The following is a 23,236-nucleotide window of genomic DNA, read 5'->3' as shown; positions in this document are numbered from 1 at the left end:
TGTTTTTTAAATACATTTCCTGAAATGAGTGTATTGAATATAAAATCAAAATTCTATTTTATTGTTAGATTTTATAACAATAAAATTAAATAAATTCTCCTTCCAATGCCTATACTGTTTTAAATACAGCGACAGCTTCTCTTTTTGGCAGTTTTATATGATTATAAGATCCATTTCTTAAAAAAATGTCAGATTATCTTCCATATAAAAAGAAAAACATGAAGGAAGCAGTTAAAATGAGAAGATGGCTGGGAGGAGGATATTCAATGGATCTTTTTGATATTGAAGTTTTTTTGGAAGTAGCCAATCGTAAGAGCATGAACAAGGCTTCAAAGGCTTTGCATATCTCCCAATCAGCTGTGAGTTCAAGAATTGCAAAATTAGAAGCAGACCTGGATACTGTACTGTTTGAACGATCTAAAAAGGGTGTATCACTTACCTTTTCAGGAAAGCAGTTTTATTCATCCGCTGAACAAAGTTTAAATGCCATCAAAAAGAAGATAAAAGCATTAAAAGAATTAAAACGATCAAATGCTATGAAAATAGGCATTACAAATTCACTGTCTCACATTATTCTTCCGGTGCTTTCCTCTATTATTTATAAAAATTCAACGTTGGAATGGAAGATTGTTACTGGAAGCTCGAGAGATTTATTACAGGCTGCCCAACTTGGCGAGATTGACATTGCCATTATTAACAACCCCCTTATCAATAATATTGGTTTAGATAAAATCACGTTGTTTGAAGAAAAACTTATGTTAATTGGGCCATCTGATTATAAAAAAAATTGGATTGATATCCAGTATTTTTTGCAAGATTCAACGTTTATATTGCCCGTTAAGGGTATGCCATTAAGAAAATTAATTGATCAAAAAATTTTCAATCCACTTAATACTTATCCAAAAAAGCTAATTGAAGTTAATTCGTGCGAAGCTATGAAGGAGTTCGTAAGCAAAGGGGTGGGCTTTGCTTTTTTGTCCTTATCTTCCCTTTGGCAAGAACGTCACATTGAAGGAAATCAATACTCTTCTGATTCGACGGGGAGGTTATTTCAACTCCTCAATTTAGAACATTTAGATGCATCGCAGCAATGCATTTGTGTTTATTCACCCATCGATAATGAAAACATCATGAATATCATCAATCTTCTTCAGAAAGGACTTCACCCTTATATTGATCGGCTTAAAGAAAATGTACCGTCATAGAGCTGTTTTCTGGAAATTAACCTTCTTTTCTTTCCTTTTTTCTGTTTCCAGAAATACTACGGTTAAAAGGCTTAGAATAAACAGAAGCACACCAGTAAGAAGAAACGCCGCTTTAATGCTGATATAAAGCGTAACAATTCCAAATAACAGGGGATCAATTAATTGAGCTAGCCGATTAGACATTAATCGCAATCCTACCGCAATGCCTCTCTCATTTTCATCTGTGTTTTCTGAAATGAGCGATAGGGATAAAGGCTGGTTAATCCCGAGTGCAACCCCCGAAAATAAAATTAACAAGACAAATCCGAAGTAATGAGTCAGAAATGGCGTGACAAAAAGCAGGCTTAATGACGAGATAAATGTAACTGCCAACAACACCTTATATCCAAGTTTTTCAATTAATGCTGGATAAATAGGTTTCACGAGAAAGGCTGAAAAAGCCCCTATTGAAATTAAAATGCCGATCTTAAAAGGGGAAAAATTTATTTCCTGAAGGTAAATGGGGAGAAACGTCATTCGAACATCAATAATGTATAACACTATAAAGGTACATAAAAGAGCAGCAACAACCCCTTTGTTTTTTAATAACCGTCCGCTATTGGCATACATCTTCTTTATGTTAATTTTCTTATCCGATAAATTGTATAGTTTTGTTTCCTTTAATTGATAAACCATCAGAATTAATAAAAAACTTATGAAGGTGTATACACCAAAACTTAACGTCATATTGTACTTTTCAGAAAGAAAACCTCCAATTAAAGGGCCGATCGTTTGGCCAACGGCATTGTAAACGGAAAATGAAGCTATACGCTGAGGCTGATTTTGCTTGCCTGCCGTAACTAGTACTTGTATTACTAACCAAACCGTCATTTGCCCAATACCTGCAACGATTTGAGCGATAATCAAAAGATAGATATTGAAAGCAGACATGTACAATAAACCACTGATAAACATAAGCAGGGCACCGATTCGTAAAACTTTTACACGCCCGATTGCATCAGCTATTCCTCCACCTGGAATTGCAAGAAAAAAAGGCAATACGGCGTAGATTCCAACGACAAACCCAATGTTTACTTCACTTATATCTAAAGATTGGGCATATAGGGCAATAATCGGCCTCGTTAAAGAATGAGCCAGCCAATAAAATAAACCTGATAATAAAATATACAGCCACATGTTGTCGCTCTTCGAAAGCTTTTTCAATAACATATCCATACCTCCATGATATCAAAAGAGCCGAAAAAAAGGCTCTCTTGATCAATGCACTCGCAAATTACTTCGCTGCCATAGCTTTAAAGGCGATTTTATCATCATACAATCCCGTTGGAAGTGATTTCAAATAGGAGGATGCTTCCTCAATATTAACAACATCTGCATACTTTGCATTCATGTCAAACAGATTAATTGCATGAGAAGCCTCACCTCGGTCAAAAGTACATTCCTCAACAATACCGACTTTAAAGTTATAGGAAAAAGCATCAATCACACTAGCGCGTACACAGCCGCTTGTTGTTGTTCCACAAATCAATAAAGAATCTATTCCTAAATCAACGAGATAGCCAAGCAGCGGCGTACCATGAAATGCACTTGGTTTTAGCTTTTCGATTACGATGTCACTTGGAATCGGTTCGATTTCTTTCATAATTTCATTGCCTCGAATGTTAACAGCTGCTTTTCCTTCCGACGCACGGCTATTTTTCCGTCTCCAGCCTCCCGCGTCAAACCCGTCATCCCTCAGGTCTTTTCCTGTCGTATATACAACGGGTATATGCTTATCCCTCGCAGTGGCTAGTAAATTCTGAATATGAGGGAGTGCCTCCCAAGCTGCCATTCCACAACTGTTGCGCCAAGTTTTAATAGATTCCAGAATAGGCTCAGGTTTATCGCCACAAAACGCGTAATTCACATCAACAATAAGGATTGCCGGTTTCTTTCCTAATCCTGCTTTTACGTCATATCCCGCTTCGCCAAAAACATCTTTGTCCTGATTTGTTAAAAACTTCTCCCAAGCTTTCAATACTATTCCTCCCGAGTATATATTTGATTTCGTTCAAAAAATTGAACGGAGATCACAGACGATTAATGGTGTTACTTGTTCACAAATGTCATATCAACAATCTCATCATATTGAATATCTGTCTTGAGCAAACCGGCATTCTTCACTACTGATAAATTTGTTTCTACTGATTGTTCAGTAACCTCACCACTGTACACCCATAATTCGTCTTCATATGACCGATCGAGTGTTTTCTTTAAAACTCCAACATCCATTGTCGGAAACTCCTTTTTGGCAATATCAAAAGATCCTTCTGGATTATTCTTTACATACTCCAGTCCTTTTTTCATTCCGTCAACAAAACGTTGTACCGTTTCAGGATCGTTTTCAATCGTTTCAAGTTTTACATTAACTGTTGAATAAGCATAGGGACCTAAGTCTGCGGGGATATTAACCATAGGCTCTGTCCAGATCCCTTCATTGATTCCTTCCGTTAAGATTGGTTCCGAAATAACGGCAACATCGGCCTGTCCTTTATCAATAATCGCTGTCATCGCCGGGTTATCAACCTCGAGTAACGTTATATCTTTTTTAACATCTAATCCTAATTGAGCTAAATAATACCTTGTGATCGAGTTTGGTGTTCCTCCATAGAAGCCCGTAGCAATTTTTTTCCCTTTAAAATACTCAGCCAAATCTTCTGAATTTGGTACTTTTTCGTCTTTGGCAACGGTAAAGTAAACATTACCCCGGTTTACCACATTTATAATGGATCTCAGATCAGCTCCTTTTGCCTTCGCAAAAGCATTGTGCTCAGGTCCCCCAATAAACCCCCATGCCTGATCCGTTAATACCGCGTTCGTATGCGCTCCCCCGCCAGTCAAGGTCGTAACCGAGACATCTAATCCTTCAAAAAAGCCTTGATCAATTGCCACATATAGAGGCAAATACCCTAAGTTGCGAACAGGTTCAGCGATAATAATTTTGCCGCTTGCCGACGCTTTCGGATCAGCAGAAGAATCTTCTTTTGGAGCAGCATTTTGATTACCAGAACAACCTGCTAATACGAGCATAAATAGACTTAGAAGGACAAAGAATGGAAAACAAAATGACTTGTTCAGCTGCTTCATTAATTCTCACCCCAGCATTATTTTTGATGTAGCATACCCGCGAGCAAAAACTTTTCTATTTGGCTTACGACCGCATATAAAAACATAGATAACAGTGATAGATTAAAGATGCCCGCCCAGATTAAATCGATTTCATATGTCTGGCCTGCATAAAAGATCATTCTACCGATTCCATGAGTAGAACCAATGTATTCACCAACAATCGCTCCAGTCAGCGCGAGACCAATGTTTATCCGAAGTGCAGAGATAATAGAAGGCATCGTCCAGGGAACCACAACCTTGGTGAACACTTGTAAACGGGTAGCGCCAAGTGAATAAATCATGCGGATTAAATCACTATCTACACGCTTTAATCCGTTATACGTTGTTAAAGTGGTAATGACGATCGTGATCGCAACAGCCATAGCGATTTTGGAACTCATCCCCAGTCCAAATATTAAAACGATGATGGGAGCCAAGGCTAATTTTGGCATGGATTCAAACATGATGATAAAAGGTTCAGCGACTTTGGCATAGTACCTAGACCACCAAAACGACAGCCCAAGCATCGCCCCCGCTACGGTTCCAATCACAAAGCCATAGACCGTTGATTGAAACGTGAAGAACGTATCTCTCCATGCTGTTCCATCCAAAATGATTTGCATCCAGGTAGCGAGAATTTCAGATGGTAAACTCCAGAAAAAAGGATCAATGATTTGAGCCCTGGCTCCTGCCTCCCAAAAAAGAATAATAATAAGGAAAACAAAAAACCGGCCAGCATTCACTTTCCACTCTGCTAGAGGTTTGTTTTCAAGATATTTCACATTCGATTTTTGCTCTTTTTTCCTTTTTGTTTTCACGTTGCTCAGGGAGGACAACTCTTTGCTTATTCCTGTATTTTCCACGAGGATCCACTCTCCTTTTCTTGCTTGATTAAATCACTTTTTTCTCAATTTGAGATGCTTTTTTTGTCTCTTCTGACAACAGTGAAAGGGCAAGCTCTTTATACTCAATGAATTTTTGTGATGTCACGATTGTTGGCTTTCTTGGTCTCGGGATATCAATGCATAAATGTTCTTTTATCCCGCCTGGCCGTGCTGACATAATGTAAACCTCATCTGATAAATAGATCGCTTCATCTATGTCGTGTGTAATAAATAAGATTGTTTTTTGGAAATCATCCCATAAATCAAGCAGCCATTCCTGCATAACGGAACGTGTTTGCGCGTCCAATGCACCAAATGGTTCATCAAGCAAAATGATATCCCGGTCATAAAGAATCGTTCTTAACAAGGCTGCGCGCTGCCGCATTCCTCCAGAAAGCTGTGAAGGATAACTATGTTCAAAACCGCCCAGCCCGTACTTCTCTAATAAGGGAACAGCAATATCACTTGCTTCTTTTTTTGATACACCTTTCAATTCCATTCCCAAAATGACGTTGTCTAATATTTTTCTCCACGGCAGCAATAAATCTTTTTGAAGCATGTAGCCTACAGTCCCTGCCATTCCGTTCACTTTATTTCCATCCACCTTAATTTCTCCCATACTCGTCTCCATCAACCCTGAGATAATGTTAAATAGAGTCGACTTTCCGCATCCGCTTGGTCCAATTATGCTAACAAACCGATGGTCAGGGATTTTCATATTGATATTCGATATAGCGGTCGTTTTTGTATTGGATCCTGATTCAAATACTTTTGTTACGCCCTTTAATTCCAGTTTAAAATCTGCCATTTGAATCCCTCCTTGTTTGTCTTAATTAGATGGTAGCAAACTAAAGAAATCTTCAGTTATCGTCTTTGCATATGAGAGGAAATCTTACAAATTTCACTTAAATCATATTTTTTATGATATATAATGATTGAAAACGCTTACCTTTCATGAAAACAGGAGCCGGCATGTTTTGTCTCCTTTTGACATAACGATCAATTTATAAATAATTACTTTAAACACAATGAAGAAATTAAAAAGGCCCCGGGCTCAATTAGAGCACAGGGCTTTACTGCTATTCATTTATTTTTTGAATTACCTTATCCACTAAGGTCTTTGCATCATCGGCTTCAATCGTTGTAAGCTGAATGCGGCAAAAGGGTTTTACCCGGCATTGCAGACAGCGTCTAAAGCAGTCCGTTTCGTAAACGTTCAGAAGATTACTGTAATTTGTTTGAAAAATGTGCTTTGCGATTTGTGATTCTGTGACTTTTAGGTTCTTTTTGCAAAATTTAATGGCACGCATTCTATTCTTGATCGTAATGAGTGAATTGAATATCAAGCGTACGCAAATAGGTTTGCAGTCCGGCATCCTGAATTGGGATGATAAAAGCTGCTTCACCTGACTCGTTGTGATGGGAGTGCCATAGTCCTGGCGGTGTAACAAACGCTTTTCCTGTGACCCAGTCGATACGGATCGGATCGATAATTTCGTTTGTCTCCGGATCAATTTGATCGCCAACTAGTGTATACGTTCCTGGTGCGGCGTAGGCAACAAAATCCAGCGCAACTGATTTATGACTATGTGGAGCCTGATTCGCGCCTACAGGAACAATGCCCAGCATCGCCCATAACACATGGGTAATCGTCAATGTCTGGTCGAATTTTTGATTGTTTAATAAGATGGAAATCCGGTTTTTCAAATGTGCATCCGGTGCATTTGCCACTTCATCCAAATGTTTCTTTGCCTCTTCGGCTGTGTAAAGAGTCGGTTTAAAACGTGCTTCCGTCGCTTTAACGCCTAAATAATCAAGAAGAGGTGTATCTAAAATATAATAAATTGTGGCGTCTTCTTCCGCTGCATGCAGACTGACAGACCCTGATGGCAGCGTCAAAAAGTCTCCTTTTTTCCAATTGATTGTCTCTCCATTTACTTCTGTGCTCCCGGCACCTGAAATAATGTAGTAGAGTTCACTTGTTGCATTCGGCTCAGTTTTAATGGAGTCGCCTGCATTAATGCGAATAAATTGGGCAAGGAGAGAAGGACTTGTCGCTTGATAGTCTGTTTTTAATTCTTTACTGAGGTCGAGTGTTACTATTCTAGTTTCGCCTGAATTGTATAAGTCCGGTTCAAATTCTTTCGCTGGAATCGGGCTAATGATACCGCTTCCAATCGGATCCGCAGCATTTGTGTATTCAAAGAATTGAGCGTCTCCCGTCCAGTTTTCAGCTACTTTCCCTACAGATAATTGACCAGCTTGTGCATTAGTTGACATTTATACCCCTCCATTCGATTGTTACGTTTATTTTATCTTGATGCTTATCGTTCGTAAAATATATAATTTAAATAGCAATGATATCGTTTTCAAATAATTGAATTGCAGGTGACCGAATGGAACTGAGACAGCTTCACTATTTTATAGCCGTAGCAGAAGAATTAAATTTTAGCCGTGCTGCAAAGCGGCTGCAAATTACACAGCCTCCTTTAAGTATGCAGATTCAAAATTTAGAAAAAGAATTAGACATTTTGTTATTTTACCGTAATAATCGGCGTGTAGAACTAACTGAAGCCGGGAAACGTTTTTACGAAGACACAATTAAAATCGTCAGTCTTCTTGAAAGTTCTGTTGAAAACGCAAAACGCATCCATAAAGGAAAGCTTGGACATCTGCGGGTTGGATTTGTCGGTTCGGCTACATATGATATACTTCCATCAGTTTTGCAAGATTTCCGGCGCTTTTATCCTGACGTGCAAGTACACTTATCTGAATTGTCTACACCTGCCCAAGTAGAAGCACTACGGCAAAACGAAATTGATGTCGGTGTTTTAAGACCCCCTGTTATTGACGATTCTCTTTGTACAGAAATTGTATCGATCGCCCCGTGTATGCTTGCAGTTCCAAAACACCATCCTTTGCTAGAATTGGAGAACGTCACACTTGCTGATATGAAACCGTATCCATTCGTTTTATTATCACCTAAAACGTGGCCGGGTCTATATCATGAGATTTTAGGTCTTTGTAATCCGATTATTCAGCAAGAAGCGCTGGAGTTCCAAACCGTCATTGGTCTAGTTGCTGCTGGGATGGGGCTCGCCATCGTTCCCCGTTCAGCGATGAACCTTCACACACAGGAAGTCGTCTATATTGATGTGAAACAGCTGCCTCTTGCATCTATGGGTATCACATACCGATGCAACGACCGTTCTCCTCTTGTCAAAACGTTTTGTGATCTTGCACAGAAAGAAACAGCAAAGGAAACGTAAAAAGAGCCTCCGGAAAAACGGAGGCTCTCTTCATTATAAAAATACTGCAAGGATTTTTTTCTGCTTCGAGAGTAATTACACGTTTCCAAATTGCGCTTCATGAAGACGGCGGTAATGTCCATTTCTCTGTAAAAGCTCATGGTGACTTCCCTGTTCTTCAATTCCAGAAGGCGTCACAACGATAATTCTGTCAGCCTGCTTAATCGTTGCTAAACGGTGGGCGATCACAAGTGTCGTCCTGCCCACGGCAAGCTCCGACAATGCCTGCTGAATGGCAAGTTCTGTTTCAGTATCAAGTGCCGATGTGGCTTCATCCAAAATTAAAATCGGCGGATTCTTCAAGAAAATGCGGGCAATCGCAATGCGCTGTTTTTGTCCGCCCGACAGCTTCACACCGCGTTCTCCAATAATCGTATCAAGCCCTTCAGGAAGTGACTGAACAAATTCCTCTAGCCGGGAGCGCTTCAAGGCATTCATTATCGCTTCATCCGAAGCGCCAAGATCCCCATATAAGATATTGTCCCGGATCGTTCCAGAAAATAAGAAAACGTCTTGCTGAACAATCCCGATTTGACGGCGGAGAGAGGCAATTGTCACTTTTTTTATGTCAAGCCCATCAATTGTAATAATTCCTTCATCAACCTCATAAAAACGCGGCAGCAAGCTGCACAAAGTGGTTTTCCCAGCACCAGACGGTCCAACAAAGGCGACCGTTTCACCCGCACGGATTGATAAACTGATATTGTTTAACACTGGCGTTGTTCCGTCATAACCAAATGTTACATTTTGAAAACGAATATCACCATTAACCATATCAATATCAATTGCATCAGGTGAATCGGCGACATCCGGTTCTGTTTCCAGCAGCTCAATATATCGTTTAAATCCGGCAATGCCTTTCGGATAGCTTTCGATGATCGCATTTATTTTCTCAATCGGGCGGAAGAAAATATTCGACAACAAAATAAAGCCAACAAATTCACCGTATGTGAGTTCCCCGTTCATGACAAAATATGTACCGCATATCAGCACAAACAGCGTAACAACGCGCATTAGCATATAGCTAATAGACATATTCAGCGCCATAATTTTATACGAGAGCAGTTTCGTGACACGAAAACGGTTATTGTTTTCATCAAACTGTGCTTTTTCATGTTGTTCATTGGCAAATGCCTGCACAACGCGGATGCCGCCCATGCTGTCTTCGATGCGGGCATTAAAATCAGCAATATCGCCAAATAATCGATGAAAAGCACCGGTCATTTTTTTGTTGAAATGAACAGCAAGCCATAAAATTATCGGGATAATGATGAAGGTTAAAACAGCCAGCTTCCAGTTAATATAGAACATCAAGGCGAAAGCCCCTGTCAGCGTCATCAGCGCAATAAACAAATCTTCGGGCCCGTGATGCGCCACTTCACCGATTTCCATTAAATCACTCGTCATTCGTGAAATTAAATGGCCTGTTTTTGTATTATCAAAAAAGCGAAAAGAAAGCTTTTGAACGTGGCCGAATAATTTTCGGCGCATGTCCGTTTCAATATTGATGCCGAGCATATGGCCCCAGTAGGTGACGACATATTGGAGACCGGCGTTTAAAATGTAAATAAACAATAAGCCGATGCAGGCCGCGATAATGAGATTCCAATTCCCGCCTGGAAGCAAATCATCAATAAAATAGTTCACGACTAGCGGAAAGGCCAGCTCTAATAGACCGGCCAGCACCGCGCAGAAAAAATCTAGAAAAAATAACTTTTTATACGGACGGTAATAGGAAAAAAATTGTTTTAGCAAACGACCACCTACTTACTTTTCATTAATAAGTACAAAAAATACGGAGCGCCAATGCAAGAAACGACAATACCGACCGGAAGCTCTGACGGCATAAGAATCGTTCTGGCGATCATATCGGCAAATAATAATAACAGCGCTCCAATCAATGCACTAATCGGCAAAAATCGTTCATGCTTCGGTCCAACAAGCCGGCGGGCCACATGGGGCGCAACTAATCCAGCAAACGCAATGCCGCCTCCTGCTGAAACAGAAGCTCCTGTTAAAGCCGCAGCCACAATGAGCAGTTTTTTCCGCTCACGCTCGACGTTGATGCCTAGACCCATTGCCGCTGCGTCTCCAACATGAAGGATATTTAAATAGCGTGACTTGTAAATGGCAAATGGAATCAGAATCAGCAGCCAAGGGAGCACCGACCAAACATAACCCCAGTTTGCGGAGTAAATACTGCCCATTAGCCACACTAGAGCTTTATTAAAATCACGGTCTTCCATACTCAACTGAAGCACAATTAACACAGCGGATAAAATGGCCTGCATCGCCACTCCGACTAAAATAAGCCGAAGCGGCGTGACCCCGTTCTTCCATGCGAATAGATAAATCAGACCTGCCGTTAAGATGGCACCCAGAAATGCCAGAAGCGGCAACATAAAGACAGATAGACCGCTTACTTCTTCCAGTACACCACCTGTTAAAAAAATAAATAAAACAACAGCAACACCAGCACCAGCATTAATTCCGATAAGCCCAGGTTCGGCCAGATCATTGCGTGTAATGCTTTGAAAAATGGCACCAGCTATGGCGAGTCCTGCCCCCACACACATGGAAAGCACCATTCGCGGCATTCGAAAATCGAATAAAATCAATTCGTTTTCACTTGATCCTTTCCCCAATAAGGCATTAAATGTATTCATTGGGGATAACCGGATGACCCCTGTATTTAAACTGGCAACAAATACAGCCAGAATCAAGATTACAAGCAAGCCCGCAAGAATCCAGGGTGATTTTTTAAATAGTATCATAGAATTTTCCCGCCTTCCCGGCGAGCTAAATATAAAAAGAACGGCCCGCCGATCAATGTCGTAATGGCACCCAGTGGTGTTTCGAATGGCGGTTGAATCATGCGCGCCGCAATATCAGCCAAAACGACCAATATCGCGCCGAACAACCCTGAAAAGAGAATAAGCCACCGGTAATCGATTCCTATCAGCGAGCGGGTTATATGAGGAACAATAAGGCCGATAAAAGCAAGTACACCCGCTACAGAAACAGAAATCCCAGACAAAACAAGAATAATAAAAACGCAGACAATCTTGACAAATTTCGTACGCTGCCCGAGACCTTTTGATACCTCTTCCCCCAAACTAAGAACGGTCAAAGACTTTGAAATAAGAAGGCCAAGAATGAACACAGGTCCTCCGATAAGCAAAAGCAGAACAACCTCCATCCATTGAACACCATTGACACTCCCCGCAAACCAGAAGTCAATTTGTTTCGCCACATTGAAGTGGATGGAAATAGCAGTTGACAATGAAATCAGCAATGAACTGATTGTAGCGCCTGCCAATGCCAGCTTTACAGGTGTCAAACCGCCGATTGAAAGGGCCCCAACGCCAAATACAAGCGAAGCACCGAATGCTGCGCCAATAAAGGAAACCATCATCAATTGAAGACTTGTGGCTTCCTGAAGCCAGACAAATGCAATGGCTATTCCAAAAGCGGCACCGCTAGTAATGCCCATTATGGATGGGTCTCCGAGTGGATTTCTAGTCATCCCTTGCATAATGGTCCCCGCCATCGCAAGATACGCACCAATCAAGGCTCCTGCAATGGCACGGGGAATCCGGACTTCCCGAATAATTTGATGGTTTGTATCTGCCGTATTAAAAGCAAATAAGCTATCTTTTACTGTGGATAGCGAAATATCGGCCGCTCCGAGACAAATAGAAGCGGCCATTGCGGTGACTAGCGCAAAAAAGGACATCGTTGCCCAAAATGGTTTTCTTTTTGATAGCATTGCCATATCTTTCCCTCAATTCTACAAAAAAAGCGGTGTTCTCCCCACTAAAAGGAGATCCCGCTGACAATTAATAACCCGTTCCTGCAAGTGACAGTTGTGATGATTTAACCAGATCGTACGTTAAACAAATCGGCTTCCCCGAACGAGGATGCTGAACTATTTCTGCATCGATGTTAAACACTTCTCGCAAATTTCCTTTTGTCATCACGGCATTGGGCGTCCCTTCAGAAACGATTTCCCCATTCCGCATTGCCACAATGTAGTCCGCAAATCTTGCAGCATGATTTAAGTCATGCAGCACCATGACAATTGTCCGGTGTTCCTCTCTATTTAAAGACTGCAGAAGCTCAAGCACTTCAAGCTGGTGTGATAAATCCAGATAGGTTGTCGGCTCATCAAGCAAAATCAATTCTGTTTCTTGCGCAAGTGCCATAGCGATCCAAACGCGCTGGCGCTGGCCGCCGGAAAGAGCATCCACTTCTCTATTGCGGAATTCCGATACAGAAGTAACATCCATTGACCATTCGATCATTTCACGATCATGCGCTGTCATGGTGCCGAATCCACTTTGATGAGGAAAGCGTCCGTAAGATATAAGCTCGTAAACAGTTAAACCAGACGGGGCTTCCGGCGTTTGAGGCAGAATCGCCATTTGTTTTGCAATTTCTTTCGTGGCCATCTTTTGAATGACTCCCCCATTTAAATACACAGCGCCACTTTTTGCCTCTTTTAATCGTGCCATTGTTTTCAAAAGAGTCGATTTACCGCAGCCGTTCGGTCCAATAATCGTCGTTACTTTGCCGGCTGGAATATCGACTGTTAAATCACGGACAATATCCGCTGCTCCGTAGCTAATGGTTACCTGTTCTGCGTGTAATTTACTCATTTGTTGCACCTCTTATCGTTGATGGCTTTCGATAATTTTTTCCGTCATCATGTCAAGCTGTCCTTCCAAAGCATACGGGTCAGCATAATACATATCTTCAAAATTCATGTCATACACTTTGTTTTCTTTAACTGCAGACAAGCCGGTCCATATCGCGCTTTTCTTCAATTCTTCCGTTTTTTCTTCATTTGATCCTTCGCCGCTCCAGGTTGTTACAAACATATTGTCTGCTGCGTATTGCGGCAATGCTTCAAGCGATAGTTCTTTATATTGGGTGCCTTCTTTAATCAGTTTTTGCATTTCTGCCGGCGGGCTTAATTGAAGCTGATCGTAAATGATTTGACCGCCCCGGCCCCAGTTATCGCCAAAAATCCAAAGTTTGTCGCCTTGAAGCTCATACAAACCAAACGTTTCGCCTTTCTCTACAAGAGGTGCCACTTTTTCGCGGGCTGCCGCTCCCTTTTCTTCAAATGACGTAATCCATTTTTCTGCAGCATCTTTTTTGTTCACGAGATCTGCAATTTTACGGAATTCGCCATAGAAGTCTCCTTCAGATGCGTATGGAATAACCACAGTAGGTGCAATTTTTGATAATTGATCATAATTCTCATCTGACTCCATAATGATTAAATCCGGTTTTAATGCGAGTACTTTTTCCATTGAAACCGGTGTGCCAATATTCTCAATGCCGTCGATCATTTCTTTCGTATAAGGGCTGTTCAGAGGAAAATCCGTTGATCCAAGCGGCTTCACATCAAGGGCGAGTAAGTCTGCTAAATAGAAATCTGTTACGACGCGTTCTGGATTCGCTGGAATTTCCACCTCTCCTTTGGATGTCTCAACAATTCTTGTTGCCTGCTCTCCATCTTTCTCCGTTTCCTGTTCTGCTGCACGATCAGGTGATCCTCCGCACGCCGCAAGCAAGAGCACCATCATCAAGCTAATAAAACCAAAAACCTTGCGTTTCATCATCTATATCCTCCTAAATGCTAATGATAATCAATTTCATTTAAAAATTTATCATACATTCATAGAGGCTGTCCATACCTTTTTTAAAAAAGAAGCCATTTTTCCGAGACCACTGAAAAAGTCCATCTAGTGTTAATTAAGCCAGTTCGCATGTTTAAATATTTCCCGCTCAACGTCATTTTCGACTTGTCAGATGCGGTTGTCGCTGAGCGCTCAAAATATGATATGGCCTTCAAATATCCTCTCTTTGTTTTTGCAATATTTTTTAAAATCCTCGTCTTTTCTGAAACTCTTTCTATTGGAGCAGATACTATGTAGAAAATAAATGGTTATTGCAAGAAAAAAGAATTAAATTGTATTGCAAATAACTTGAGATCCTTTTTGCTGACAAAACGAAAGTAAAAATAGATAGACCACCCCGGGCCAGACTGTTAAGAGAATTAAGCAGAAAAATAAAAAAAGAACCTTTGTTTAAAAGGTTCAATTGAGCGGCAGCCAAGAGGATAACTTATTTTAAGTAAATAGACCGGAGGCGGGATTTTCGCGGGTCCACGTATCCGCCGTTTATTTGGTGTCCAATAGAACTTACAATTACTGCCGCTGCGAAAAGAAGTAGTAGCTTCTTCAATTTAACAATCTTCTTTCTATTTTTTTATTTTAAAGATTACACCTAGCTATTTCTTTCTTCAATAGATATTCAAAGATGTCGAAAAAATGACACAAAACACACCGGAAAACTAGGTCTATTTCTTTTTAATTGTTTATTAAAAAAGACTATATCAATAGTAATGTTATTGTGCTCTTATAGTGAGGATAAGCTTTCCATCGTTTGTACCATAACTGGATTATGGGCGGACTGTATCAAAGAACGATGAAACGCAAAATCTGCTTCTACACCTGTCTTATCAGCAGAATAAAGGTCATCTTGAATAATTGCAGTACCTTATGCATATTCTCTACATCTTCCGTCGTTCGTCTAAGTGCAGCTAGATAAGCCGCATCTGGCTCTTGTATTTGACGCATTTTAAACATATATTTTCTTTCTTTAGACAAATTCTCATGTGAAGGTTTGGAAGGGCAATTGCAGCGACAGCCCCTTTTTATATATAAAATTTCACTATTTCAAAGCAACAATCTATTAGAAAAACAGCTTTATTAAAATACATAATCCACGTCTTATAAATAAATAAAATATTATTTTTTAATAAATTCTTTCATCTAATAATTAAGTGAAAAGCCCTAAATAACTGGGTTATATGAAGACTTTATATGAAGAAATTGGCGCAACTCTTGAATTTAATTCGACTCTCTTCATTTGAACTTTAATCCATCTTTTGTTAAGGTTGTAAAAGTACTTCAGAATTTTACGTTTAGACCATTGTAGGAAATAAACCAAATTCAAAAAGAAAAAAAGAAATAAACTACCAGTTTACAATCTGTGTATACTCGTTCCCTCAGTTGTGATTCCTCTTTATCCTGCTCGGATTGCTCATTTAATCACAAACTTTAGAAAAAATTTCTCTTATTGGACTCTTTTTTGAATTTTGATGTCTAGCACAAGTTGACACTCCCCCGCGAGTCTTGTTTAGCTAATCAGACGTGATTGTAGAGGACAAAAGGACTTGGCAAAAAACAGTTCTTCTTTATCCGCTATGGAACATCGACGTTGACTACAGGTCTTTGCGAAGTTTTAGTCTTTGCTGCTCTGTTTAGGATAAATCTAAATCCGCATAAGAAGAGCAACAAAGCGGCAAAATGAATATGATATAGGCAATCTTATAGTGAGGTGTTTTGGTGGATCCATATGTAGAAGTCAGGAATGTTTCGAAGATTTTTGGAAAATCTCCTCGAGCAGCCATTGAATTATTAAAACAAGGCAAATCAAAGAAAGAAATTTTAAAACAAACCGGACAGACTGTCGGCGTAAATAATGTTACGTTCGACATTTATCCCGGAGAAATTTTTGTCATCATGGGGTTATCTGGAAGCGGCAAATCAACATTAATCCGTATGTTTAACAGACTGATCGATCCTACAATTGGTGAGATTTTAATTGATAATGAAGATATCGTAAAGATGAATGCCGCCAGACTGAGGGAAGTCAGGCAAAAAAAAATCAGTATGGTATTTCAGAACTTTGCTTTATTTCCTCATAAAACAATACAGGAAAACACCGAGTATGGGCTGGAAATTCAGAAAGTTCCTCCTAATGAACGGCGGGAAAAAGCGTTGAATGCGCTTGAAGTCGTCGGTTTAAAAGGGTATGAAAATCAGCTGCCCTCCCAGTTAAGCGGCGGGATGCAGCAAAGGGTCGGCCTTGCACGGGCACTCGCCAGCGACACCAATATCTTATTAATGGATGAAGCTTTCAGTGCCTTAGATCCGTTAATCCGTAAAGATATGCAGGATGAATTGCTTGCCATTCAAGAACAATACAAAAAAACGATTATTTTTATTACCCACGATTTAGATGAAGCACTGCGAATTGGGGACCGAATTGCGCTGATGAAAGACGGCAGTGTCATTCAATTGGGAACACCCGAGCAAATTATGATGAATCCAGCGAATGAATTTGTTGAGAAGTTTGTAGAAGATGTTGACTTGTCAAAAGTACTTACAGCTTCCCACGTAATGAAACGGGCAGAGAAAATCGGTGCAGATCGAGGCCCAAGGGTTGCGCTGGAGATTATGCGTAAGCAGGGTTATTCAAGCATCTTTGTTGTAGACAGAAAGCAGAAATTACTTGGGGCGCTGACAGCAGAACAAGCACGCCAGGCAATCGATCAGAACCAATCTATTTCTGACGCAATGACAACCGATATCCCGACGGTTACTGAGGATGCCTTACTCGGAGATCTTATGGACGAAATGGCCACGTCAAGTCTGCCCATTTCGGTCATCGATGATGAGAGAAGAATGAAAGGAATCGTGATCCGCGGAGCCGTTATTGGCGCTTTAGCAGGCAACAAAGATTCCTTGAATGAATTGGAGAGTGAGTAATTCAATGAATATGCCGAAAATTCCGCTTGGAGAATGGATCGATTCTTTAGTCGATTGGATAACGGTAGCGTTTGCTGGATTGTTTTCACTTCTAACCAGTTCTATTGAGGGTCTCTTAAATATTTTGGTTGATGTTTTAAGTGCTGGCCCCCCTATCGTCTTAATGGTTGTTTTAGCTCTCTTGGTTACATATACAAGCAAATGGCCATTAGGTATATTTACGATTGTCAGCTTGCTGTTAATCGATAATCTTGGCTATTGGGAATCAAGTATTCAAACCCTTGCTATCGTGATTTTATCAGGATTGCTCACTGTCGTAGCAGGGATCCCGATTGGAATTTGGTGTGCACAAAGGAAATCGGTGAGAAACATCGTTACCCCTATTTTAGATTTTATGCAAACGATGCCTGCTTTTGTTTATTTAATTCCATCGATTTTATTTTTTGGAATAGGCGTAGTGCCAGGCATTATTGCTTCGTTTATTTTTGCGATTGCTCCGACAATCCGCATGACGAACTTAGGAATTCAAGAAGTGCCTAACGATTTAATTGAAGCATCGGACGCATTTGGCTCAAGCAACAGCCAAAAATTGTTCAAGGTTCAATTGCCTCTGGCAACTCCGACGATTATGGCAGGGGTTAACCAAAGTATTATGCTTGCTTTATCTATGGTTGTGACAGCTTCATTAGTTGGTGCACCAGGACTTGGAGCAGATGTTTACCGGGCTGTCAGCCAAATTAACGTTGGCCAAGGCTTTGAAGCTGGATTATCCATCGTCTTCATAGCAATTATTCTCGACCGGATTACACAAAACTTGCGAAAGCCAGCATATGAGCATATTATTAGCCGAAAAATTGTTTTTTCATTTTTAGCGATTCTTGTGGTGGTCACTGCACTCGTTTTAGGATTTGCAAAAGAAGAAGCGGTTCAAGAAAATCCTAGTGATATCGGTGCACAAACGGAATATAAAATCATCGGGATTGAGCCTGGAGCTGGAATTATGACGCAGGCTAGAAATGCGTTAAAGGATTACGGGCTGGAGAATTGGCAGCTTGCTGAAGGTTCGTCGGCTGCTATGGTGGCTGAATTGAAAAAAGCCTACGATCAGAAAGAACCAATCGTTATAACAGGATGGTCTCCTCACTGGATGTTCTCTTCATTCGATTTGAAATATCTAGAAGATCCAAATAAAACCTTTGGTGGAGCGGAGAATATTAATACAATCGCAAGAAAAGGTCTAGAACAGGATGCTCCTGGCGCATACAAAATACTGGATCAATTCTCTTGGGAAACGGCTGACATGGAAGAAGTAATGGTCCTCATTGAGGAAGGGATGGATCCAGCTGAAGCCGCTGAAAAATGGATTGACGATCATCAGGACAAAATAGCCGAGTGGACAAACGGTGCCCAAACAGGCAATGGAGAGCCGATTAAGCTTGTTTATGTTGCATGGGACACAGAAATCGCCAGTACGAATGTGGTTGGCAAGGTTCTTGAGCAGAATGGATACAATGTTACAATGAGTCAAGTTGAAGTCGGTCCAATGTTTGCAAGTATTGCCAACGGCAGTGCCGATGCAATGGTTGCTGCATGGCTGCCAAGCACCCATCTCGAGTATTACAATACCTATAAGGATCATGTCGTTGACCTTGGACCAAACCTTCAAGGAACGAAGAATGGATTAGTGGTCCCTGAATATGTCGATATCGATTCAATTGAAGACTTAAAGTAAAAACATCGTACGTCTGCGAAATAAACTAACACCGTCTATAATAATAGACGGTGTTCTTTTTCATGAGGCTTTGTAAAATTATTTAATTCCCAGCATATCATTGATTTTTGTATAAGGATAACCATGTGCTTCCGCTACAGCTTTGTAGGTGACGGCTCCATTGACTACATTTATTCCTTTTGACAGAGCTTTATTTTCTAATGCCGCCTGTCTGTATCCCTTGTTGGCGATTTGTACACCATATGGGATGGTTACATTGGTCAGCGCCAAGGTTGAAGTTCGAGCCACTGCACCTGGCATATTGGCAACGGCATAGTGGACCACACCATGTTTTTCATAGGTAGGATCTTTGTGAGTAGTAATATGATCAACGGTTTCGATCGAACCTCCCTGGTCAATCGCAACGTCCACCACAACAGACCCAGGCTGCATAGTTTTAATCATTTCCTCTGTCACTAACTGAGGGGCCCGTGCTCCAGGAATGAGAACGGCTCCAATTAGTAAATCTGCTTCTTTAACTGCCTCTGCTATGTTATAGCTGTTCGAAGCAATTGTTTTAACCCGACCCTGAAATAGATCCTCCAGCTGGCGGAGCCGGTCGATATTTACATCCAAAATCGTAACATTCGCGCCTAGACCTATGGCCATTTTCGCCGCATTTGTTCCGACAATGCCGCCTCCGATTATGACGACATTCCCCGGAGCAACGCCAGGGACGCCACCGAGAAGAATCCCTTTTCCTCCCTTCGAATTCTCCAAAAATTGAGCGCCAATCTGTACCGACATTCTTCCAGCCACTTCACTCATAGGAGTTAATAAAGGCAGTGCCCCGTTGTCCAGTTGAATCGTCTCATAAGCAATCGCCACTACTTTGTTGTCAACTAATGCTTTCGTTAGTTCAGGTTCTGGTGCAAGGTGTAAATAAGTGTATAAAATTAATTCCTCACGGAAAAAGCCATATTCCCCTGGCAACGGTTCTTTTACCTTGATGACCATGTCTGCTGCCCATGCTTCCTTTGCCGATGATGCAATATTGGCCCCTGCTTCGATATAGTCCTGATCCGTATAGCCGCTCCCTAACCCGGCTTGTGTTTCAATCCAAACCTCATGACCACTTTTACGAAACGCTGTTACGCCAGCCGGGGTGATCCCTACCCGATTTTCGTTATTCTTGATTTCTTTCGGCACACCTATGATCATGTCATTCTTCACTCCTTAGATTTTTTTATTGAATGTTCCCTTTCATCATTCCTTTTTCAATAGCCTGGATAGAATCATTTAGGATTTCAATTAATTGGCTCATCTCTCTTTTGTTGATGACAAGCGGCGGGGCAAAAACAAGCGTATCTTGTCCATCAAACACAACTGAACGGCAAATGAGCCCGCGTTTTGCTGCCTCCGCTACAATCTGCGGAACTAATGGTGCCTGAAATCTCTCTTGCGTGTGCTGATTTTTCACGATTTCAATGCCACCCATTAATCCAAGTCCTCTTACTTCCCCTACAATTTCCCTCTCACTCTGGATCCACTTGAAGCCATTTAGCATCTCTTCTCCCATTGCTTTTGCATTTGCGATCAAATGCTCCTGTTCAATGATTTCAAGGTTTCTTATTGCTACAGCGCAGGCCGTTGGATGTCCGCTATACGTATATCCATGCAGGAGTGTACCTTTGGACAGCTCTGTGAATTCTTGATGAATCCGTTCTGAGAGCATTACGCCGCCCAGTGGAACGTAGCCGCTCGTTACCCCTTTTGCGAAGCACATCATATCAGGTGCTGCCCCATAATGCTCCATGCCAAAATACGTTCCTGTCCGTCCAAATCCCGTAATCACTTCATCCGTAATAAACAAAATGTCGTACTCATCGCAGATAGCTCGAACTTCTTTAAAGTAGTTTACCGGCGCCACATGAACGCCGCCTGCCCCCTGTACTGGTTCTGCAATAAACGCCGCAATCGTCTCGGGCCCTTCCGCTTCAATCACTTCACGCAAAGACTGGCTGGAGGCATGATCCACATAACAGAAATCAGGTGCCAACGAGTTGGTAAAATCCCGAAAAGGTTTTAGACCTGTAGCACTTGTTGCCCCCATTGCGACACCGTGATAGGATTTCGTCCGTGAAATAATTTTTTTTCGGTTTTCTTGTCCTTTTAAAATCCAATAATGCCTGGCAAGTTTGTAAGCTGTATCATTCGCCTCTGAACCGCCAGACGTGAAAAATGTGGCACTCAAGTCACCAGGGGCAATGTGCGAAAGCTTCTCCGCCAGCCGGATAGCAGGTTCATTGCTGAATGTGGCAAAACAGGAGGTGAACGCTAATGTTGACATTTGATCCATAGCGGCCTGTCCTAACTCTTTTCTGCCATGCCCGACATTTACATTCCAGAGGGAGGACATGCCATCAATGACTGTATTTCCCGCTAGATCATGAAGATGAACTCCGTTGCCTTCTGTAAAAATAAAGGCTGCCCCCTGTTCTTGCTGCTGTTCAATTGGCGAGGTTGGATGAAGAAAGTGCTTTTTATCTAACTCCGTTAACTCTTGAATTAATTTCAAGTTTGTCATCATTAACACCCTTTCCATGTATAGAACCTATGAGATGAATTTCTATTTGATTTCTCTACAGTATTTATTGCAATTCTCGTGCCAACTTACTTATAGTCGAAAAAAAGCAGAGAAATCGATATAGTTTGCAAGGATTGATTAACTATTTGATCAAATAAAAGAAGATTGATTCATTTATTGATTATTTCTATCTTTTTGATTTATATTTTAATTATATTTAGAAGGAACTGTCTGTGAATTGATGCAGCGTGTAGTTCGAATCTCTCATTATTTCTTGTTAGGTGGGCTTATATATGGACAATATAACGCTTGAAATGGAATTACAGAAAATAATTGAAACATCCAACAATAACATCACCATAACAGACGAAAAGGGCATTATTTTACGATCTCATCCTGACCATTGGTCTATTTATGGGATGAAACCGGATCAATACATAGGAAAATCTGTTTACCAGCTTGAAGAAGAAGGGCTTCTATCTCCTTCGATCAATGCGATCGTTCTAAAAGAAAAAAAACCTTCCCGCATTATGCAGCATACGAAGACGGGCCGTGTTGTCATGTCAACCGGCTACCCAGTTTTTAACGAAGAAGGAAGCTTAGTTCGAGTCATTAGTTACAGCCAGGATCAAACCGAAATTTGGAAATTACAGGAGCAATATAAGCAGCTGGAACGAAAAGTAAAAGGGTATCAAACAGAAGTAGAAGAGCTTAGGGGAAAAGAATTTGTCCAGCACTCTATTTTGGTTAGAAGCGCTGTGATGCAGCAAATTTTAAAGACTGTACATGGAGTAGCAAAAACAGATGCAAACATTCTGTTATTAGGACCATCCGGAGTAGGGAAAAGTACGGTTGCCCGTTCCATCCATAAAAAAAGCAACCGGGAGAAAGAGCCGTTTATTGAGGTCAACTGCAGCACGATTCCTGAAAGCTTGTTTGAATCTGAAATATTTGGTTATGAGCACGGTGCTTTTACAGGGGCCGCCAAGAATGGAAAACAAGGTTTAATAGAGCAGGCAGATGGAGGTACGTTATTCTTAGATGAGGTCGGGGAACTGCCGATGGCGATGCAGGCAAAGCTGCTAAAGGTGATCCAGGAAAAAAAGATAATGAGGATTGGCGGGAAAAAGGAACAGCATATTGATTTCCGTTTAATTACTGCGACAAATCAAAACTTAGACAAAATGGTCGAGCAGGGAACTTTTCGACTGGATTTATATTATCGGTTACACGTCATTCCTATACAAATCCCAGCATTGAGCGAGCGGAAAGAAGATATCCCGATATTAATTCAGCATTATGTTCAACATACTAATGATAAGTATCAGATGGAGAAAACGTTCCATCCCTCTACTTACGATATTTTGGTGCATTATGAATGGCCAGGGAATATACGAGAATTAGAAAACTTAGTCGAACGATTAATTTTAACGACAGAGGAAACCACTATTTATCCGAAGCACCTCCCTTCTTCCATTCGAGGTATGGATAATGGAGAAAATCAAGAACGATGGTCAATCGAACAAGAGGCTGAGGGAAAGCAAGATTTGAAAAAAACACTTGAAGAAGTGGAAAAACGCTTAATTGAGAAAGCGTATCAACAATGTAAAACCACGTACGAAATGGCTGATTATTTAGGCATCAGCCAGCCTTCTGTCATTTACAAGTTAAAGAAATATAAAGATCACTTTGGAGACACGAAAACGAATCCTTGCTGAACATGGAGCCTTTTAACATCGTTACTCGTAATAACTAATCATACTTCGT

At 41.0% G+C, this 23,236-nt stretch carries 20 protein-coding genes; 5 read left to right on the top strand and 15 right to left on the bottom strand.

Going from position 1 to position 23,236, the window contains the following annotated elements; genetic code table 11:
- Nucleotides 1-266: 266 nt before the first annotated feature.
- Nucleotides 267-1,205 carry a LysR family transcriptional regulator gene (locus BTO28_RS13255; protein WP_076767036.1) on the top strand — a complete coding sequence of 313 codons (939 nt, stop codon included), beginning with the start codon at nucleotides 267-269 and terminating at the stop codon, nucleotides 1,203-1,205.
- On the opposite strand, the gene BTO28_RS13250 is transcribed toward BTO28_RS13255, so the two are convergent.
- The 7 genes from BTO28_RS13250 to BTO28_RS13220 all read right to left on the bottom strand — a co-directional run bounded on the left by BTO28_RS13250 (nucleotide 1,200) and on the right by BTO28_RS13220 (nucleotide 7,516).
- Nucleotides 1,200-2,414 carry an MFS transporter gene (locus BTO28_RS13250; RefSeq protein WP_076767034.1) on the bottom strand — a complete coding sequence of 405 codons (1,215 nt, stop codon included), beginning with the start codon at nucleotides 2,412-2,414 and terminating at the stop codon, nucleotides 1,200-1,202. The two genes, BTO28_RS13255 and BTO28_RS13250, sit on opposite strands and share 6 nt — an antisense overlap.
- Nucleotides 2,415-2,478: 64 nt before the next feature.
- The gene (locus tag BTO28_RS13245) at nucleotides 2,479-3,222 is read right to left on the bottom strand and encodes an isochorismatase family protein (RefSeq protein WP_076767032.1); all 744 of its coding nucleotides are present in this window, start codon (nucleotides 3,220-3,222) and stop codon (nucleotides 2,479-2,481) included.
- Nucleotides 3,223-3,293: 71 nt separating this feature from the next.
- Nucleotides 3,294-4,331 (bottom strand): ABC transporter substrate-binding protein, encoded by a 1,038-nt coding sequence (locus BTO28_RS13240; protein WP_076767030.1) that lies wholly within the window; start codon nucleotides 4,329-4,331, stop codon nucleotides 3,294-3,296.
- Between the two features lie 17 nt (nucleotides 4,332-4,348).
- Nucleotides 4,349-5,215 (bottom strand): ABC transporter permease, encoded by an 867-nt coding sequence (locus BTO28_RS13235; RefSeq protein ID WP_233129884.1) that lies wholly within the window; start codon nucleotides 5,213-5,215, stop codon nucleotides 4,349-4,351.
- A gap of 28 nt (nucleotides 5,216-5,243) precedes the next feature.
- Entirely contained in the window at nucleotides 5,244-6,044 is an 801-nt protein-coding gene (locus BTO28_RS13230) for an ABC transporter ATP-binding protein (RefSeq protein ID WP_076767028.1), read from the bottom strand.
- A 271-nt stretch (nucleotides 6,045-6,315) separates the two neighbouring features.
- The gene (locus BTO28_RS17945; RefSeq protein WP_076767026.1) at nucleotides 6,316-6,546 is read right to left on the bottom strand and encodes a DUF1450 domain-containing protein; all 231 of its coding nucleotides are present in this window, start codon (nucleotides 6,544-6,546) and stop codon (nucleotides 6,316-6,318) included.
- A 1-nt stretch (nucleotide 6,547) separates the two neighbouring features.
- The gene (locus BTO28_RS13220) at nucleotides 6,548-7,516 is read right to left on the bottom strand and encodes a cupin domain-containing protein (RefSeq protein ID WP_076767024.1); all 969 of its coding nucleotides are present in this window, start codon (nucleotides 7,514-7,516) and stop codon (nucleotides 6,548-6,550) included.
- A 116-nt stretch (nucleotides 7,517-7,632) separates the two neighbouring features.
- Between BTO28_RS13220 and BTO28_RS13215 the strand changes: the two genes are divergently transcribed.
- Nucleotides 7,633-8,505 carry a LysR family transcriptional regulator gene (locus BTO28_RS13215; RefSeq protein ID WP_076767022.1) on the top strand — a complete coding sequence of 291 codons (873 nt, stop codon included), beginning with the start codon at nucleotides 7,633-7,635 and terminating at the stop codon, nucleotides 8,503-8,505.
- A gap of 75 nt (nucleotides 8,506-8,580) precedes the next feature.
- Here BTO28_RS13215 and BTO28_RS13210 read toward each other — a convergent pair whose 3' ends face one another.
- The 6 genes from BTO28_RS13210 to BTO28_RS17940 form a co-directional block, all read right to left on the bottom strand.
- Complete coding sequence (locus BTO28_RS13210; protein WP_076767020.1) at nucleotides 8,581-10,299, bottom strand: ABC transporter ATP-binding protein; 1,719 nt, start codon at nucleotides 10,297-10,299, stop codon at nucleotides 8,581-8,583.
- Between the two features lie 8 nt (nucleotides 10,300-10,307).
- Nucleotides 10,308-11,318: a FecCD family ABC transporter permease gene (locus tag BTO28_RS13205; protein WP_076767019.1), complete on the bottom strand. Its 1,011-nt coding sequence runs from the start codon at nucleotides 11,316-11,318 to the stop codon at nucleotides 10,308-10,310.
- A complete protein-coding gene (locus tag BTO28_RS13200) occupies nucleotides 11,315-12,319 on the bottom strand; it encodes a FecCD family ABC transporter permease (protein ID WP_076767017.1) in 1,005 nt (334 codons plus the stop codon). The genes BTO28_RS13205 and BTO28_RS13200 overlap by 4 nt, the downstream gene beginning before the upstream one ends.
- Nucleotides 12,320-12,383: 64 nt before the next feature.
- Nucleotides 12,384-13,202: an ABC transporter ATP-binding protein gene (locus tag BTO28_RS13195; RefSeq protein ID WP_076767015.1), complete on the bottom strand. Its 819-nt coding sequence runs from the start codon at nucleotides 13,200-13,202 to the stop codon at nucleotides 12,384-12,386.
- Nucleotides 13,203-13,214: 12 nt separating this feature from the next.
- Nucleotides 13,215-14,174 (bottom strand): ABC transporter substrate-binding protein, encoded by a 960-nt coding sequence (locus BTO28_RS13190; protein WP_083711590.1) that lies wholly within the window; start codon nucleotides 14,172-14,174, stop codon nucleotides 13,215-13,217.
- 799 nt (nucleotides 14,175-14,973) lie between these two features.
- Complete coding sequence (locus BTO28_RS17940; RefSeq protein WP_408606675.1) at nucleotides 14,974-15,102, bottom strand: FCD domain-containing protein; 129 nt, start codon at nucleotides 15,100-15,102, stop codon at nucleotides 14,974-14,976.
- Nucleotides 15,103-15,965: 863 nt separating this feature from the next.
- Between BTO28_RS17940 and BTO28_RS13175 the strand changes: the two genes are divergently transcribed.
- Entirely contained in the window at nucleotides 15,966-17,171 is a 1,206-nt protein-coding gene (locus BTO28_RS13175) for a quaternary amine ABC transporter ATP-binding protein (protein ID WP_076767010.1), read from the top strand.
- Nucleotides 17,172-17,175: 4 nt separating this feature from the next.
- The gene (locus BTO28_RS13170; RefSeq protein WP_076767009.1) at nucleotides 17,176-18,903 is read left to right on the top strand and encodes a glycine betaine ABC transporter substrate-binding protein; all 1,728 of its coding nucleotides are present in this window, start codon (nucleotides 17,176-17,178) and stop codon (nucleotides 18,901-18,903) included.
- A 78-nt stretch (nucleotides 18,904-18,981) separates the two neighbouring features.
- Here BTO28_RS13170 and ald read toward each other — a convergent pair whose 3' ends face one another.
- Nucleotides 18,982-20,103 (bottom strand): alanine dehydrogenase, encoded by a 1,122-nt coding sequence (gene ald / locus BTO28_RS13165; RefSeq protein WP_076767007.1) that lies wholly within the window; start codon nucleotides 20,101-20,103, stop codon nucleotides 18,982-18,984.
- A gap of 25 nt (nucleotides 20,104-20,128) precedes the next feature.
- Nucleotides 20,129-21,472, bottom strand: coding sequence for an aminotransferase family protein (locus BTO28_RS13160; protein ID WP_198936775.1), 1,344 nt, complete (start codon nucleotides 21,470-21,472; stop codon nucleotides 20,129-20,131).
- A 290-nt stretch (nucleotides 21,473-21,762) separates the two neighbouring features.
- Here BTO28_RS13160 and BTO28_RS13155 point away from each other — a divergent pair, with 290 nt between their 5' ends.
- A complete protein-coding gene (locus tag BTO28_RS13155; protein WP_076767003.1) occupies nucleotides 21,763-23,187 on the top strand; it encodes a sigma-54 interaction domain-containing protein in 1,425 nt (474 codons plus the stop codon).
- Nucleotides 23,188-23,236 lie beyond the last annotated feature (49 nt).

Origin of the sequence: Domibacillus epiphyticus, assembly GCF_001975785.1 — a bacterium.
Taxonomy (GTDB): domain Bacteria; phylum Bacillota; class Bacilli; order Bacillales; family Domibacillaceae; genus Domibacillus; species Domibacillus epiphyticus.
Note: the sequence above shows the minus strand (reverse complement) of the source record. Positions and strands in the feature narration are given on the sequence as shown.